Origin of the sequence: Corynebacterium sp. HMSC055G02 (genome assembly GCF_001809065.1) — a bacterium.
Classification (GTDB): Bacteria; Actinomycetota; Actinomycetes; order Mycobacteriales; family Mycobacteriaceae; genus Corynebacterium; species Corynebacterium jeikeium_D.
In genome coordinates this window covers 109345-125397 of the sequence record NZ_KV795653.1, presented here as the reverse complement: position 1 = coordinate 125397, position 16053 = coordinate 109345, and the positions used below count along the sequence as shown (strand labels likewise).

The window sequence follows — 16053 nt, the reverse complement described above, 5'->3', positions numbered from 1 at the left end:
CTTGGCCCAGCCAGGATTTGACCCAGCCGGGCCTAAATCTTGGTCTCTTCCAGCTTCCAGACCTCATTGGCGTAATCGCGGATAGTGCGGTCGGAGGAGAAGCGGCCCGAACGGATGATGTTCAGGAAGCACTTCTTGGCCCACGCCAGCTCGTCGCGGTAGTCCTCGGCCATGCGGTCGCGGGTCTCGCGGTAGTCAGCGAAGTCGCCGAGGACGTAGTAGACATCGGCTGGCTCGTACCCGTTGGACTCCAGCAGCGAGAAGTGCAGGTCGTGGAACATTCCGCTGCCACCGTCAGCAAAAGTGCCGTCGACAAGCGAATCGACCGCGCGCTTGAGACCCGGCACCGTTTCGTAAGTGCCACGCGGGCTGTAGGTGCGACGCAGCTCCGGCAGCTCCTCTTCCAGCGCACCGAAGATGTAGGCGTTCTCTTCGCCGGCGGCGTCGACGATTTCGACGTTTGCGCCGTCCATGGTGCCCAGCGTCAGTGCGCCGTTCATCATGAACTTCATGTTCGAGGTACCCGAAGCCTCCTTACCGGCAGTGGAAATCTGCTCGGAGACGTCGGTGGCCGGGATGATGTGCTCTGCCGGGGTGACGTTGTAATTCTCAACGAAAGCGACCTGCAGGCGACCGTCCATGTCCGGATCGTTATTGACCTTGTCCGCGATAGCGTTGATGAACTTAATGATGGCCTTCGCGCGAACGTAGCCTGGGGCGGCCTTGGCACCGAAGATGAACACGCGCGGTGGCACGTCCAGCGCTGGGTCTTCCTTGATGCGGTAGTAGAGATCGAGGATGTAGAGCGCGTTGAGAAGCTGGCGCTTGTACTCGTGCAGACGCTTAATCTGGGTATCGAAGATGGCGTCCGGGTTCACCGAAATACCCTGGCGGTGCTCCAGCCAGGTGGCGAAGTCCTTCTTGTTCTCGTGCTTGATGTCGAGAATCTCACGCAACACGGCCTCGTCGTCAGCAAACTTTTCGAGCTCAGCGAGCTTGTCCAAGTCAGTGACCCAGGCGTCCGAACCCGACAGGCGAGTCAGCAGTGCCGACAGGCGCGGGTTGCACTGGTTGAGCCAGCGGCGCGGGGTGACGCCATTGGTCTTGTTGTTGAAGCGCTCCGGCCAGATATCGTGCCAGTCCTTCAACGTTTCGCGCTTAATAATCTCCGTGTGCAGGGCAGCAACACCGTTGATGGAGTACGCGGCGTAGCAGGCGATCCACGCCATGTGGATGCGACCGTGAGAAATCGGCGCCATGTAGTCAATCTTGCCCTGGTCGAAGCCGCGCTCCGCCAGGTCTTCGCGGAAGCGGCGGTCAATCTCGCGGGTGATCTCCAGAACGCGGCCGAAGAGACGGTCAAAAATGGAGTATTCCCAGGTCTCCAACGCTTCTGCCAGAACGGTGTGGTTGGTGTAGGCGAAGGTGTTGGACACGACGTTCCAGGCGTCGTCCCAGCTCATATCGTGCTCATCCAGGAGCAGACGCATCAGCTCTGGGATAGCGAGCACCGGGTGGGTGTCATTGAGCTGAATGGAGTTGTACTTGTGGAAATCGCGCAGGTCCTCGCCGTGATTCTCGATGTAAGAATCGATCATCGTCTGCAGCGAAGCGGAGACGAAGAAGTACTGCTGGCGGACACGCAGGACCTTGCCGTCATAGGTCGAGTCATTCGGGTAGAGCACGCGGCACAGGTCATGGACGCGCTCCCGTTCGACAATGGCGTCGGTGAAGCGCTGCGAGTTGAAGGCGTCATAGTCGAACTCACGCATCGGCTCCGAGTGCCACAGGCGCAGCGTGCCGACGTTATCGGTGCCGTAGCCGGTAATTGGCATGTCATATGGAACAGCGCGCACCACCAAGTCATCAAAGGTGACAATCTTGGACAGTTCCTCGCGACGAATGACGAAGGGGTAGCCCTCTTCCATCCACGGGTCCGGGTGCTCATCCTGGAAGCCATCTTCGAAGGTCTGCTTGAACAGACCGTAGCGGTAGAGGATGCCATAACCGGTCACCGGCAGATTCTGCGTGGCACAGGAATCCAGGAAGCAGGCGGCCAGACGACCCAGGCCACCGTTACCGAGAGCGGCGTCGTGTTCAGCCTCGAGCACGTCTGTCAGATTCTTGCCGTACTTTTTCACGGCAGCAGAGGCCTCATCCACCAGACCTGCATTGAGCAGGTTATTCAGCAGGGCGCGACCCATGAGGAACTCGGCGGAGAAGTAGTGCTGCTGGCGGGTAGCAGCGTATGCCTCCGTGGTGCGCTGCCAGTTGTCCGCTAGGTCATCGACAACAACCCGTGACAGACCGGACCAGAATTCCATCTCAGTGGACGACTGGGGGACACGGCCGGATTCGGCACGCACGTGGGATCCGACGAGGTCACTCAAGTTCGACATCAAAGAAGCTCCTTATTGACTGGTATCATTTCCAGACTTTACCGCTAAGCGTGAATCACTGCGCTCCATAGGGGAGGAGCCATAGGGTAAGAGCTTCGAGCAGAAGGGAGCAGCCCACAGAAGGGAGCAGCCCACTAGCCGCTGCTAGTCGATAATCGCACCGACAATCGTGCCAATACGTCCCAAGTGCTCAACCTCACTTGGCAGGAAGTCTGGCCCGCCGGGCCGGCCAATAACGAGAACGAGGCCCTTGCCCATTGGGGTAGCGGCAATGGAGGAGTCCATAACCGTCCAGTCCTCCGGAAGCCACGTTTCTTCGTCCGGATCCAGGTTTCGTGGCGAGTCAATCGGGGCTTCCGGCAGAGTCCGGCCGTTATCCTCTGGAGCAGCGGTAGAGGAAGCGCGACGTACCCACCGGCCATCGCTCTGTTCGCCGAGGACGATAGCCCAGCCGGCAGTCATAGTCTGAGGCAGGCCGTCGACGACATCTCCGAGGGCACGATCCAAATTCTTCGTGTGCTGTGAGAACTTGGCCAGCAGCGCAATCTGTCCGCGGCGGTCGACCGAGCCGGAAAAAGGCCTAATTGAATCGACTTCCACTCCGCTAATGGACTGAGCCGCCGTAATCAGTGTGTCTGGGAGCAGGCCCATGGGCAGGTCAACCACGATGTCGTCGACAACAACGCCATTAGCGCCGTAATCTACGACATCGACACTGCGAATATCACCTTCTACTTCGCCCAGGGCAGCCGCGACGTAGCCAAGTGCGCCTGGTTCGTCGGGAAGCTGGATGCGAAGGAGGTAACTCATGGCTGTGTGCACAACCTTTCGAATAATTGATAGTGATGCTTGCGGTGTAACTATAGAAGTAGTGATTTAGGCTACAGGGTAAACCTTTGAAATGTAAGACCCTGCGGACAACTACTTGGCGACAACGACTACTGTTGGCAAGTACAGCCCGCTCGCGCGGTTCAAAATCAGTTTCAACTAAACTTCTGTGCACTAGCTTCGTACGAAGAAATGAAAGGGGTACTAGCGTGCCAGCTATCTCACGCGATGAGGTCGCCCACCTAGCGCGATTGTCCCGTCTGGCTCTGACTGACGCGGAACTCGACGAGTTCGCCGGTCAGATCGACGGCATTATTAACCACGTCCAGGCCGTTCAAAAGGTGGCTGCGGATGATGTTGAACCGATGAGTCACCCCTCTTCGCTGTCCGGTGTGATGCGCGAGGACGTCGTCAAGCCGACGCTGACTGCGGAGCAGGCGCTGGACCAGGCGCCGTCGCAGGACCGCCAGCGCTTCGAAGTTCCCCAGATTCTCGGCGAGTAGGAGTACGTGGAAGAAATGATTGCAGCTAACCCGAACCTGCATGCCGCTGTTGCTGAGGACCCGATTCTGGGGCTGAGCGCTTTTGAGCTCGCACAGAAGATTCACGCTCGTGAGCTGACCTCGGTAGAGGTCACCCAGGCGTTCCTCGACCGTATCGCGGCAATTGATGAGGACATTCACGCATTCCTGCACGTCGGTGCCGAAGAGGCCCTGGCTGCAGCTCGCAAGGTCGATGAGTCGCTGGATGCTGGCGAGGAGCCGGCCTCCGCGCTGGCCGGTGTTCCGCTGGCGCTGAAGGATGTCTTCACTACCACCGATGCGCCGACCACCTGCGCTTCCAAGATGCTCGAGGGCTACATGAGCCCTTACGACGCAACGGTTACTGCCAAGCTGCGTGCAGCTGGCATCCCAATTCTGGGTAAGACCAACATGGATGAGTTCGCCATGGGCTCGTCGACTGAAAACTCCGCTTACGGCCCGACTCACAACCCGTGGGATGTTGAGCGCACCGCAGGCGGTTCCGGTGGTGGCTCTTCCGCGGCGCTGGCCTCCGGTATGGCTCCGCTGGCTATCGGTACTGACACCGGTGGCTCGATTCGTCAGCCAGCAGCTCTGACCGCAACGGTCGGCGTGAAGCCGACCTATGGCACGGTATCCCGCTACGGCCTGGTCGCTTGCGCCTCCTCGTTGGATCAGGGTGGGCCGACCGCGCGAACCGTTCTGGACACCGCGCTGCTGCACGAAATCATTGCTGGTCACGACGAGAATGACTCGACTTCCACGGAGCAGCCGATTGCCGATGTGGTTGCTGCTGCCAAGGAAGGTGCTACCGGTGACCTCACGGGGGTTAAGGTCGGCATCGTCAAGCAGTTCGACCGCACCGAGGGTTACCAGGCCGGCGTACTGGACAGCTTCCACGAGGCCGTCGACAAGCTTAAGGAAGCTGGCGCAGAGGTGGTCGAGGTCGATTGCCCGAACTTCGACCACGCACTGAGCGCGTACTACCTGATTCTGCCGTGTGAGGTCAGCTCCAACCTGGCTCGTTTCGACGGCATGCGTTACGGCCAGCGTGTTGGTGATGACGGTTCGCACTCGGCCGATGAGGTCATGGCTATGACCCGTGCCGCTGGTTTCGGCGATGAGGTTAAGCGACGCATCATCATTGGTACCTACGCGCTATCGGTCGGTTACTACGATGCCTACTACATCCAGGCACAGCGCGTCCGTACCCTGATTCAGCAGGACTTCGAGCGGGCCTTCGAACAGGTAGATGTCCTGATCTCGCCGACCACTCCGACCACTGCGTTTAAGTTGGGCGAGAAGGTTGACGACCCGCTGAGCATGTACATGTTCGACCTGTGTACTCTGCCGCTCAACCTGGCCGGCATGTGTGGCATGTCCGTGCCGTCGGGCCTGGCTGAAGACACCGGCCTGCCGGTAGGCCTGCAGATTATGGCTCCGCGCCACGGTGACGATCGTCTGTACAAGGTCGGCGCTGCCTACGAAAAGGTTCGCGGCTCGATTGCATAAAGACGCTCAATAAGCCTTAGTCGGTTTTCTGCAACCGTCGTTTTCTCACTGAAGTGGGAGAGCGGCGGTTGTTGTCGTGTCGGGGAGAGTTTCATACATACGCAGGAACGCAAACATGGAGAGAGTTAGATTTAAAAACCCACCGCGGTTTATGCCTTGGATCTATGGGCTGGTCATTGTCATAGCCATTGCCGTCAGTCTGGTCGCTGCGGTGGTCTTCGGCTCGGCGGATATCACCTGGTCCACCACGACACAGGTCATTTCGCATCACATCTTCGGCATTGAGCTCGATGAATCTGTGCCCGCCAGTTCGGACACCATCGTCTGGAATCTCCGCGCTCCCCGGGGTATTCTCGCAGCGATTGTAGGGGCGGGGCTAGCTGTCTCCGGTGTGGCTATGCAGACATTGGTCCGTAACCCGTTGGCAGACCCATATCTGCTAGGTATTTCCGCCGGCGCCGGTGCCGGTGCGACCGCGGTGATTATCTTTGGTGCTTTCTCCGGTAGCCCCATCGCGCCGCTGACATTCGGTGCACTCCTCGGTGCAGTAATGGCCACCCTCGCGGTCGGTGCTTTCGCCACTGCAGGCGGTGGGCTGACTCCGCTGCGTTTGGTGCTCTCCGGCGTTGTGCTCTCCGCTGCGTTTTCCGCGCTGAGTAGCTTCATGGTCTTCGCTGGGCCAGACCCGAGGGCCGCGCAGTCCGTGATGTTTTGGATGCTGGGCTCTGTTGCCGGTGCGACATGGCTGAAGACGCTCTTCCCGCTCATTGTCCTCATCGCAGTACTGTTGTTTTTCCTGGTCAAAGCCCGTCATCTGGATGCGCTGGCAACTGGTGAGAGCACCGCAGCGGCCGTAGGTATTGATGTTTCTCGGCTACGCACACAGGTATTTGTGCTCCAGGCTGTCCTCGTTGGCACGCTCGTTGCGGTCTCTGGCGGCATCGGGTTTGTCGGCCTGGTGATTCCACACTTGACCCGCATCTTGGTAGGGGCCACGCACCGCGTTGTCCTACCGGTTGCTGCCCTCATGGGTGGACTGTTTCTCATCTGGGTGGACATCATCGCGCGCGTAGTGGGCGGAAGCCAGGAAATGCCGCTGGGAGTAGTCACGGGATTGGTTGGCGCACCACTTTTCCTCTACCTCATGAGCCGCTCGCACTACAGCTACGGAGGTGCTGAGTAAATGAGCGCTCTACCAAAATCTGTACTCGCCGCTAAAGATATGCGCTGTGATATCGCTGGGCGCACCATTGTCAGCGGAGTCAACCTCAACTTCGGTGCAGAACCCATGACCGCCATCATTGGTGTTAACGGCGCGGGTAAATCCACGTTGCTGCGTGCGCTCGGTGGAATCACGAAACCGGCCACGGGCGAGGTCGAGATTAACGGCAAATCGATGAGCTCAATCAGCTCGAAGCACCGCGCCCGCGATCTGGCTTTCGTCGCGCAAAACGAGGTTCCACCCGCCGAAATGCGCGTGCGCGACTTTGTCTCCCTGGGGCGCTTGCCCTACCAGCGCCTTTTTGGTGGCAACACCGCCGAGGACAATTCCCACGTCGACCGTGCGCTGGAGCTCGTGGGGTTGGAAGCGGTTGCGCAACGCCTGTGTGGGCAACTCTCGGGTGGGCAACGTCGTCGCGTGTGTCTGGCGCGTGCCATCGCCCAGGACTCGCCAATCATGCTTCTCGACGAGCCCACTAACCACCTCGACGTGCGCCATCAACAATCCGTCCTCCGTCTGGCCCGCTCCAGCGGAGCGTGTGTCATTGCCGCGATCCACGACTTGGACCTGGTGATGAACCACTTCGACCGCGTCATCGTGGTCGCGGACGGCGGTATCGCGGCCGACGGCATTCCCGCAGAAGTGCTTACCCGCGACTTTGTCGCCCAAATCTTTCAGGTTGAATCCTGTCAGCTCAATTCCCCCGCTGGCCGCCGCCACCTCGCAATCGATAGCGAGCTGGATGCTGCCACCATCAACTAGGAGTACTCCCTTGAATAACGCACATGCTTTCCGACGTCCCCTTCGTGCCTCAGCAGCTGGTATCGCTGTGGCTGCTCTGGCATTCGGAGCCGCCGCCTGTGGCTCTGATGAGGGAACGCAGGCCTCGTCGTCAGGCCTTACCCTCACCAACTGCGGTGAAGAAGTCAACTACCCGGGTGTAGCTAAAAAGCTGCTGATTAATGACGGCAATATTGCTTCGCTGGCGCTGGCTGTCGGTGCTGCGGATGAGATCACAGCGGTGAGCTCTATGGCCTCGCATCTGCCGGTGTTGACCGCAGCTTATGGCGATGCAATTGCGCAGAAGCCAGAAGTTGCGAAGGAATACCCGAATCTGGAGCAGGTCATTGCGGCCGAACCGGATGTGATGCTGGCGGGCTGGGGCTATGGCTTTAGTGAAGACAAGGGCATTACCCCGGAATCGCTTTCCGAGCACGGTATCGGTGCCTACACCCTGACGGAATCTTGTCGTACTGGTGACGCAGCCTCGGCGGGCAAGGAAGGCAGTGGCGACCCGGGGCATACTCGTGGTCTGGTGGATCCGTGGGAAGCTGTCAAAATTGATTTGAAGAATATCGCTACCTTGACCGGACACGACGGTGAGGGCGACAAGGTTATTGCAGATATTGATAACCGACTGCAAGCCCTGGATGCCGCGCCAAAGGGAGATAAGAAGCCAGTGGGCTTCCTCTTTGATTCTGTCGGTGAAGCACTATTTACCTCGGGTTCCTTTGGCGCACCGCAGGGCATCCTGGAAAAGGCCGGTGCAATCAATGCGACCGAGTCGATTAAGGACACTTGGACTACGACCTCCTGGGAGCATGTCGCGGAGATGAATCCTGACTTCATCGCGCTTGTGGACTACCCAGGTCAGACCTTCGAAGAGAAAATCAAGGTTTTGCGCACGAATCCGGCAACGAAGGATCTCGAGGCGGTCAAGGAGAACCGCTTTATTAACCTGCCGATTGCATTGTGGACGGAGTCTCCGCTGAACGTCGATGCCGCAGAGTACGTGCGCAAGGCGCTCGAGGAATATGGTCTTGTGCCGGCGTCGGAGGTGACGACGAAGATGGAGCTACCGTCTGAGCTACCAGGGCAGGAGTACCTGCAGAAGTAGTTTCGACCAAGGCCGTCAAGCACGAACTGACTAACGCGACTAAGGTGGGCATCATGCGAATTGCGACCCTTACCTCCGGTGGAGATTGTCCCGGTCTGAATGCCGTTATCCGTGCAATTGTCCGTACCAGCTCGAGCGAGTACGGCTCAACCGTCGTCGGTTTTGAGGACGGTTGGATTGGTCTTATGGAAGACCGTAGGGTCCAGCTTTACGACGATGAGCGGATTGACCGTATGCTGCTGCGTGGCGGCACGATGCTGGGCACCGGCCGCGTGCATCCGGACATTCTCATGTCTAACCTCGACCGCATCAAGGAAAATCTCTCTGATGCGGGCATCGATGCCCTGATCCCAATCGGTGGCGAAGGTACGCTGAAGGCCGGCAAGTGGCTTTCGGACAATGGGGTGCCGGTCGTCGGTGTTCCGAAGACTATTGATAATGACGTCAACGGTACGGACTACACCTTCGGTTTCGACACGGCTGTGGCTGTTGCCACCGACGCGGTTGACCGTCTGCACACCACTGCGGAATCCCACCAGCGCGTCATGATTGTTGAGGTCATGGGTCGACACGTTGGCTGGATCGCTTTGCATGCGGGTATGGCCGGCGGTGCTCACCACATTGTCATTCCGGAAAAGCCATTCGACATCAACGAGATTGTGAAGTCGATGGAGCGCCGTTTCCAGATGGGTGAGAAGTACGGCATTATCGTCGTCGCTGAGGGCGCCACCCCGAAGCCGGGCACCATGGAGTACGAAGAGGGCGGTGTCGACCAGTTCGGCCACCAAACCTTCAACGGCATTGGTCAGGTTATTGGTGCGGAGATTAAGAAGCGCACCGGGTACGACGTTCGCACCACGGTGCTGGGTCACATTCAGCGTGGCGGTACGCCGACTGCGTACGACCGCGTGCTTGCTACCCGCTACGGTGTCCACGCCACCCGAGCAGTACACGAGGGGGACTTCGGCAAGATCGTCGCTCTGCACGGTGAGAACATCGAGCGTATCGACATCGACGATGCGGTTGCTGAGTTGAAGGTTGTGCCGGATGGCCGTTACCGCGCAGCTGCTGCGCTGTTTGGTTAAACGCGTCGGTTAAGCACGCGTTGCTAAACATTTAGGCACATCTTCGTAACAAAATAGGCATACTGCCCGAGCTGGTGTATCAATCACCAGCTCGGGCAGTATGCTTTGTAAGGTTCCGGTTTTTGAAAAATAGACTTATATTTAGGATTTTCTCGTTATGTGGAAAAGAGCCACAACAATCGCGATGGCCTTTGTCGGCCTAACTGTCGGTGCCGGATTCGCATCCGGCCAGGAAATGATGCAGTACTTCGTGGCATTTGGCACTAACGGCTTGTGGGGCGTGGTACTTGCCTCCGTCGTGATGATTGCCAGTGGCCTGGCAGTGCTGTCAATTGCCAGCTACTTGCAGGCTGATGAGCACTCCGAGGTCTTCGACGTAATCACCCGCAGTTGGGTTTCGAAGATTTTGGATATCGCCGTGATGATCACGCTGTTCTGTACCGGCTTCGTCATGTTCGCCGGTGCCGGTGCGAACTTGAACCAGCAGTTCGGACTTGAGGTGTGGATCGGCGCCGTCATCATGGTTGCCCTGACTTTGGGTGTAGGCATGCTGGATGCCGACAAGGTCAGCCGCGTGATTGGCATGATCACTCCATTCATTATCGTGTTCCTGCTTGGAGCCGGTATCTACACTTTGTTCACCACCGACACGTCGATGTCGGAGGCCGCGCAGTACACCAATGAACTGTCGACATCGCTGCCACACTGGTCTATTTCTGCCCTGAACTATGTCGGTTTCTGTGTGATGGTGGCCGTATCGATGTCGATTGTCATCGGCGGTAGCTACCTGAACCCGCGTGAAGCTGGCATCGGTGGTCTCATGGGCGGGAGCATCTATGCAGGTCTGCTGACGCTGGTGACCTTTGCCCTCTTCTTCAAGGTCAAGGATGTTGGCCACGAAGATATGCCGACCCTGGCAATCGTCAATGACATCCACCCGGTCCTGGGTACCGTGATGGCAATCATCATCTACGCCATGATTTTTAACACGGCCATTGGCATGTTCTACGCGCTGGGCCGCCGCCTAACACGCAATACCCCGCACCGTTTCCGCCTGGTATTCATCGTGACCGTGCTGATTGGCTTTGGCCTAAGTTTCTTTGGGTTCAAGGCTCTGGTTGGCTCCATTTACCCGGCACTAGGCTATGTCGGTATCGCCCTAATCGTGATTCTGTGCGGTGCGTACCTGGCAGGACGCAACAAGCTGATGGAGGAGTCGAAGCGCCGCGGTCGTATCCGGAAGCTCGCACGCCGGAAGATGCATCCGAACAAGAAGTTCACCACCGCCGATCAGAAGAAGCTCGACCGCGCTTTGGCCAACTCCAACATTTCCAACGTCGATCTTCAGGAGAGCGTCCGCGACGACATCGTCGAGGAACTGGTCAGCGACGATAATGTTGAATTCACCGAGGATGACGCCGAGCGCATCGTAGAAAAGGATAATGAGCGCCTGGAGAAACTTTCCGAAATCGAGGAAGCCTCCGATGATGACAATCCTCGCGAGACCGCGAGGGACTCCTTCCCAGGCGAGGCCACAGCCACTGCGCCGAAGAAGCTTGCCGGACAGACTAAGAATGCATTCAAGCGCGTGGCTCACCCTAAGCCGAAGAAAGAAAAGTAACTAGCGCGACTAGGCAGCTCGAAAATTTAGGCAGCTTGAAAATAGAAGGCATCGCACCGGTAGGGAAGGGCGATGCCTTCTTCGTATGTGTGCCCCAAGTGTTCGTGGAGATACCAATGCAAGTTCGCCTCCACCTTGGCGCGAGTGGCGGGCTTGGAACGAAGCCAATAGGAACGGGTTCGTGCCAGCAGCACGATGTCCTCGATGGTCAGTGTCTGCTCCCAGGCCAGACGCACCTCATCGACTAGCTCCAGCTCCGGGTCAACCTCGGGGTAGAAGCCGGGACGCAACACGTCGCCGGCGTGCATTATGCGGCTGAGCCGATGCACCCACGGTACGGAAACATCCAAGGTGTTCCACACCAACATAGCCACGCCATCCGCGCGTAGCACCCGAGTGAGTTCTTTACCTGCAGCTGTCGGGTCCACCCAGTGCCATGTCTGCGCACATGTTGCTACATCGACGCTGTTGGGCTCCAGTCCCGTGCGCTCCGCAGTGCCTTCCAGGCATTCCGCCGCTGGCACATTGTGCATCAGTGCTTGCCGCATCGCGGTGGAGGGATCGAGTGCCAGCAGGGTGGCATCGCGGTAGACGTCGGCAAGCGAGGCGGTGAGCTTTCCAGTGCCGGCGCCGATATCGGCGACTACCTGTGGGTGCGGTGCGAGACGGGTAAGCGCTTCGATGACGGTTGGAGGATATCCGGGGCGCACGCGGTGGTAGCCCGTGGCTCCGTCGGCGCTTTCCTGCAGGTCGTTGTCGAAAGTAGCGCCTGCGCGGTGGCGGTCAGCGGCGTCGCGGAACGTTGGCGTATCGCGTGCTGACGTCGGTGGAATCGGTGGGTGTTCGTTAACTCCGGGCACGACTTATACCCTAGGGCACGCGTGCGGGGCCATCGCTAGTAGACTCTACAAACATGACCGCTGCATACGCTGATGACTTGATGGACTTTGATGAGGTCCTCGAACGTTTTGACCCGGTAATGGGCATGGAGGTTCACGTCGAGCTCTCGACGAATACCAAGATGTTCTCCTCCTCCTCGGCGCACTTTGGTGCCGAGCCGAATAGCAACGTCGATCCCTGCAGCCTCGGCCTACCTGGCGCGCTGCCTGTGGTTAACCGTCAGGGCGTTGAGTGGGCCATCAAGATTGGCCTGGCGCTGAACTGCGAGATTGCTGAGTCCTCCCGCTTCGCGCGCAAGAACTACTTCTACCCGGACCAGCCGAAGAACTACCAGATTTCGCAGTACGACGAACCAATCGCCTACGACGGATATCTTGACGTTCAGCTTGACGACGGCACGGAGTTCCGTGTCGAAATCGAGCGCGCTCACATGGAAGAAGACACCGGCAAGCTGACGCACTTGGGCGGTGCCGATGGTCGTATTCACGGCGCCACGCGTTCGCTGGTGGACTGCAACCGCGCAGGTATTCCGCTGATTGAGATCGTTACTAAGCCAATTCTCGGTGCAGGGGAGCGTGCCCCAGAGGTTGCTCGTGCGTACGTTTCTGCGCTGCGTGACCTGGTGAAGTCCCTCGGTGTCTCCGATGCCCGCATGGACCAGGGCTCGATGCGTGTGGACTCCAACGTTTCCCTGCGCCCAATCGGCCAGGAGGAGTTCGGCACTCGTACCGAGACTAAGAACATCAACTCCCTGAAGTCGGTTGAACAGGCTGTTCGCTACGAGATGCAGCGCCAGGCTGCTGCGATTACTAATGGCGAGGAGATCGTTCAGGAAACCCGCCACTACCAGGAGACCGACGGCACGACCTCCAAGGGCCGCCCGAAGGAATCGCAGTCGGATTACCGCTACTTCAACGACCCGGATCTGCCACCTGTGATTGCGCCGCGTGAGTGGGTGGAGGAAATCCGCGCAACTCTGCCGGAGCTGCCGTGGGTGCGTCGTGCCCGTATTCAGGAAGAGTGGGGTCTGAAGGACGAGGAAATGCGCGACTTGGTTAACGCCGGCGCTCTCGACCTGATTGTCGACACCGTTGAGGCTGGTGCCGGCCCGGCTGAGGCTCGTTCCTGGTGGGTCGCTTACCTGGCACAGAAGGCCAACGAGGCAGGCGTGGAGCTGGCTGAGCTCGCGATTACCCCGGCACAGGTTGCACGTGTGATTGCACTGATTGAAGAGGGCAAGCTGACCAACAAGCTGGCCCGTAAGGCCGTCGACGGCGTGCTCGCAGGCGAGGGCGATGTTGATGAGGTCGTTGCTGCCCGTGGCCTGGAGGTCGTTCGCGACGACGGTGCTATTGAGAAGGCCGTCGACGATGCACTGGCTGCTAACCCGGACATCGTCGAGAAGTACCGAGCTGGCAACAAGAAGGTCGTCGGTGCCATCGTGGGGCAGGTCATGAAGGCCACCCGCGGCAAGGCAGACCCGGCTCAGGTCAACCAGCTGATTGCGAAGAAGCTGAGCTAGCCTCCCTGAAAGCTAATCCGGGGAACCGCCGGCGGCACCATCGCTCGGCAGTCTGACGACGCGTTCGTCGGACTCCGACGGTTGTGCCCCGGCGGTTTTGTTGGTCGTGGCACCCCAAACTTCAATACCCTGATTCGCTGCGACAGCCGCTACATACGAGATGTGGCCGAAGTCGCCGTCGACAAGCACTTCAGGGGAACCCTTGACCTCCCACGCCGCGTCGGGCCCACTTGACTTCGGACCCACCGGCATGGAGATGACCTTCTGCGCGTCTGGGATGGCAATGACCACGCGGTCACCCATCACTGCGCATCCACCGATGGAATCGTTCAGGTCCACACCGCCGAGGGGGTTAATCACAGGGCCGGTGAGCTGAACCAGCTGTGGGGTGCCGTCGAGAATGGCGGTTGCCAACGGCGGCATTCCGTCCGGACCATGGCAGAACTGCTGAAACTCAATGCCTGGATCTCCCACGAGCAATTTGCGCGGGGACAGGGTGTCCGAAGTTCGGTCAAAATAGATTCCGAGAATGCCGGGCTCGCTGAGGTCCGGAAGTTCGCGCACATCAGCGGTGCTGCCCTCCACGAGGGTGACGCGCGCAATGGTGTCGTCGTTACGCAAAACAAAGACCTGACGGTCCTCTTCAACCGAGGGACTGGGCAGCAGTTGTTTTGCAGGGGCGCCGAGCCGTGCGACCTCACGCGGTGTCTTACCCGGTGCGACAACGGTGAGTGCACCGTCGTCGGTGGCGACGAGAGCCTCCCCAGGGCCGGTTGAGGCTAGCGCGGTGGTAAGCGGTAGGCAGGCCGCGAGAGTGACATCGTCGAGGTCGCAGGGACCTTTGTCTTTGGCTTTGCTTTCCGTGGTTGGGACCGGGGTAGAGGGCAAATCAGGGGAGGAAAACTTCGGCATGGCAATGCCCGTCGGCTCTGACTTGTCTTCCGTAAACGGCAACTCAAGCGCGTTCGAGGCACTCATGCAGCCGGAAAGAGAGACCATCCCGATGACACCAGCGGCGAGCGCAGCACGACGACGCCGCCCGCGAGCGCGAGCCTGTGCACTGCTGGTGTGGACGAGGTGGAATCCCATAGGCATACACAATACAGCCTCGTTTCACGGCCACGCCTGCGACCAAAAGTGAGGCAGTAGATTTAATGTGGACGATGTGAGCGACTCAGAGAAGTACCCGAACGACCGCGCCCTCGAGAATGTGGAGGACGGATTCGATGACGATCTCGACGTCCCGACCTACCGCAAGCTCGCTGAGCCAATGAACGAAGAAACCAACCGTGATGACAGCGACAACACCGCAACGCAGGTTTTTCCGGGTGTGCCGGAAAAGCGCGTAGCGGAGGAGTCGGAGGCAGACCAAGAAAACCTGACTCCGGAACCTACCGCTGCATCAGAGACAGTGGCAGAGACAGAGGTTGAGCCGAGCTCGGAACCGGAGCCTGAAGTTCAGGATGAGCCGAAGAAGCGCTACGACGCCTACGCCGCTGCAGGCCGCACGGCACCTCAGGTGATTAGCCCTGCCGGTAAGCCTTCGCCGCGGGATGAACAGGCTGAAACTGAGTCAGCGCCCGCGGCTGATAAAGAGTCGGAGGTGGCCCCGGAGTCGGAGGCAACCGAAATCTTTGAGCAGCCGGCTCGTAGTGAGCGCGTTGATTCAGACGAGGATTTCAGCCAGCCGACGCAAGCCTTCTCGGCTTCTGAAGCGGCAGGAGCGTCCGCAGCGGGAGCTACTGCAAATAAGTCGGAAGCACAGCCAGCATTCGACGATGAGGCGGAGCCGACCTATGACTCTTCACGCAATTCCGCAGCTGAGACTCAGTATTTCGATGAATCGGATTTCGCTGAACCGGCTGCGTCCCGCGATACCGCTGGTGCAGCTGGCGCCGCTGGTGTTGCAGGAGCAGGCGTAGGAGCCGCCGGGGCAACTGCTGCTACGACTACCGCCGCTGCTGACGACGATGAAGACACGGACTTCTACGACGACAACGAACCGGAGTTCCGTCGCGGTACCACTGACTTCGGCCTCCTGCTGCTGCGTCTTGGATTGGGTGCGCTACTGCTGGTCCATGGTCTGACAACGCTGCTCGGCTGGGGCAACTCCGGTGGCACCACTGCGCTGGAGACACAGTTTAGCCAGAACAACTTTGCCCTCGGCCCTGTAATGGCCACTGCCATCCCAACGGTTCAGCTTATCGCGGGTGCCCTGCTTATCTTGGGTCTCGCGACACCGCTGGCCGCGGCGTTGGCGCTGGCATTGTCCGCCTACCTCAGCATGTTTGATGTGGCTACCTCTGCCAATGGTGTGAATATCGTTGGCCAGGACTCCAGTAACCTCCAACTACAGCTGTTGATGACCGCCATGGCGCTTGGCTTGCAGTTCACCGGCCCGGGCCGTATCGGCATCGATTTCGGACGCGGCTGGGCTCGTCGACCACTGGCATCGTCGTGGATCTTCGGAATTCTGTCCATCGCCGCAGCAATTGGCCTGTGGTGGCTGACGACCGGCACGCTGCCGTTTGTTGGCTAAGGCGGCT

At 59.1% G+C, this 16053-nt stretch carries 13 protein-coding genes; 9 read left to right on the top strand and 4 right to left on the bottom strand.

Annotated elements, in window-relative coordinates; translation table 11 throughout:
• Nucleotides 1-32: 32 nt before the first annotated feature.
• The gene (locus HMPREF2547_RS05670) at nucleotides 33-2399 is read right to left on the bottom strand and encodes a glycogen/starch/alpha-glucan phosphorylase (protein ID WP_069358818.1); all 2367 of its coding nucleotides are present in this window, start codon (nucleotides 2397-2399) and stop codon (nucleotides 33-35) included.
• Between the two features lie 144 nt (nucleotides 2400-2543).
• Nucleotides 2544-3209: an ACT domain-containing protein gene (locus HMPREF2547_RS05665; protein WP_048735304.1), complete on the bottom strand. Its 666-nt coding sequence runs from the start codon at nucleotides 3207-3209 to the stop codon at nucleotides 2544-2546.
• 227 nt (nucleotides 3210-3436) lie between these two features.
• Here HMPREF2547_RS05665 and gatC point away from each other — a divergent pair, with 227 nt between their 5' ends.
• From gatC to HMPREF2547_RS05630, 7 genes are all read left to right on the top strand, one after another.
• A complete protein-coding gene (gene gatC / locus HMPREF2547_RS05660) occupies nucleotides 3437-3730 on the top strand; it encodes an Asp-tRNA(Asn)/Glu-tRNA(Gln) amidotransferase subunit GatC (protein ID WP_005509328.1) in 294 nt (97 codons plus the stop codon).
• A 15-nt stretch (nucleotides 3731-3745) separates the two neighbouring features.
• Complete coding sequence (gatA, locus tag HMPREF2547_RS05655; RefSeq protein WP_049172086.1) at nucleotides 3746-5260, top strand: Asp-tRNA(Asn)/Glu-tRNA(Gln) amidotransferase subunit GatA; 1515 nt, start codon at nucleotides 3746-3748, stop codon at nucleotides 5258-5260.
• Between the two features lie 115 nt (nucleotides 5261-5375).
• A complete protein-coding gene (locus HMPREF2547_RS05650) occupies nucleotides 5376-6443 on the top strand; it encodes a FecCD family ABC transporter permease (RefSeq protein WP_370449368.1) in 1068 nt (355 codons plus the stop codon).
• Nucleotides 6444-7244 (top strand): ABC transporter ATP-binding protein, encoded by an 801-nt coding sequence (locus HMPREF2547_RS05645; RefSeq protein ID WP_049172090.1) that lies wholly within the window; start codon nucleotides 6444-6446, stop codon nucleotides 7242-7244.
• A gap of 10 nt (nucleotides 7245-7254) precedes the next feature.
• Nucleotides 7255-8379, top strand: coding sequence for an ABC transporter substrate-binding protein (locus HMPREF2547_RS05640; protein ID WP_069358816.1), 1125 nt, complete (start codon nucleotides 7255-7257; stop codon nucleotides 8377-8379).
• 53 nt (nucleotides 8380-8432) lie between these two features.
• Nucleotides 8433-9464: an ATP-dependent 6-phosphofructokinase gene (locus HMPREF2547_RS05635; protein ID WP_038628534.1), complete on the top strand. Its 1032-nt coding sequence runs from the start codon at nucleotides 8433-8435 to the stop codon at nucleotides 9462-9464.
• Between the two features lie 157 nt (nucleotides 9465-9621).
• Complete coding sequence (locus tag HMPREF2547_RS05630; RefSeq protein WP_069358815.1) at nucleotides 9622-11085, top strand: hypothetical protein; 1464 nt, start codon at nucleotides 9622-9624, stop codon at nucleotides 11083-11085.
• Nucleotides 11086-11111: 26 nt separating this feature from the next.
• Here HMPREF2547_RS05630 and HMPREF2547_RS05625 read toward each other — a convergent pair whose 3' ends face one another.
• Nucleotides 11112-11945 carry a class I SAM-dependent methyltransferase gene (locus HMPREF2547_RS05625; RefSeq protein ID WP_069358814.1) on the bottom strand — a complete coding sequence of 278 codons (834 nt, stop codon included), beginning with the start codon at nucleotides 11943-11945 and terminating at the stop codon, nucleotides 11112-11114.
• 53 nt (nucleotides 11946-11998) lie between these two features.
• On the opposite strand from HMPREF2547_RS05625, the gene gatB reads away from it, so the two are divergent.
• On the top strand, nucleotides 11999-13507 hold the full coding sequence (gene gatB / locus HMPREF2547_RS05620) for an Asp-tRNA(Asn)/Glu-tRNA(Gln) amidotransferase subunit GatB (RefSeq protein WP_016422487.1): 1509 nt from the start codon (nucleotides 11999-12001) through the stop codon (nucleotides 13505-13507).
• Between the two features lie 12 nt (nucleotides 13508-13519).
• Here gatB and HMPREF2547_RS05615 read toward each other — a convergent pair whose 3' ends face one another.
• The gene (locus tag HMPREF2547_RS05615) at nucleotides 13520-14596 is read right to left on the bottom strand and encodes a glucose dehydrogenase (protein ID WP_224433177.1); all 1077 of its coding nucleotides are present in this window, start codon (nucleotides 14594-14596) and stop codon (nucleotides 13520-13522) included.
• A 76-nt stretch (nucleotides 14597-14672) separates the two neighbouring features.
• Between HMPREF2547_RS05615 and HMPREF2547_RS05610 the strand changes: the two genes are divergently transcribed.
• Nucleotides 14673-16046 (top strand): DoxX family membrane protein, encoded by a 1374-nt coding sequence (locus HMPREF2547_RS05610; protein ID WP_224784010.1) that lies wholly within the window; start codon nucleotides 14673-14675, stop codon nucleotides 16044-16046.
• Nucleotides 16047-16053: the final 7 nt, after the last annotated feature.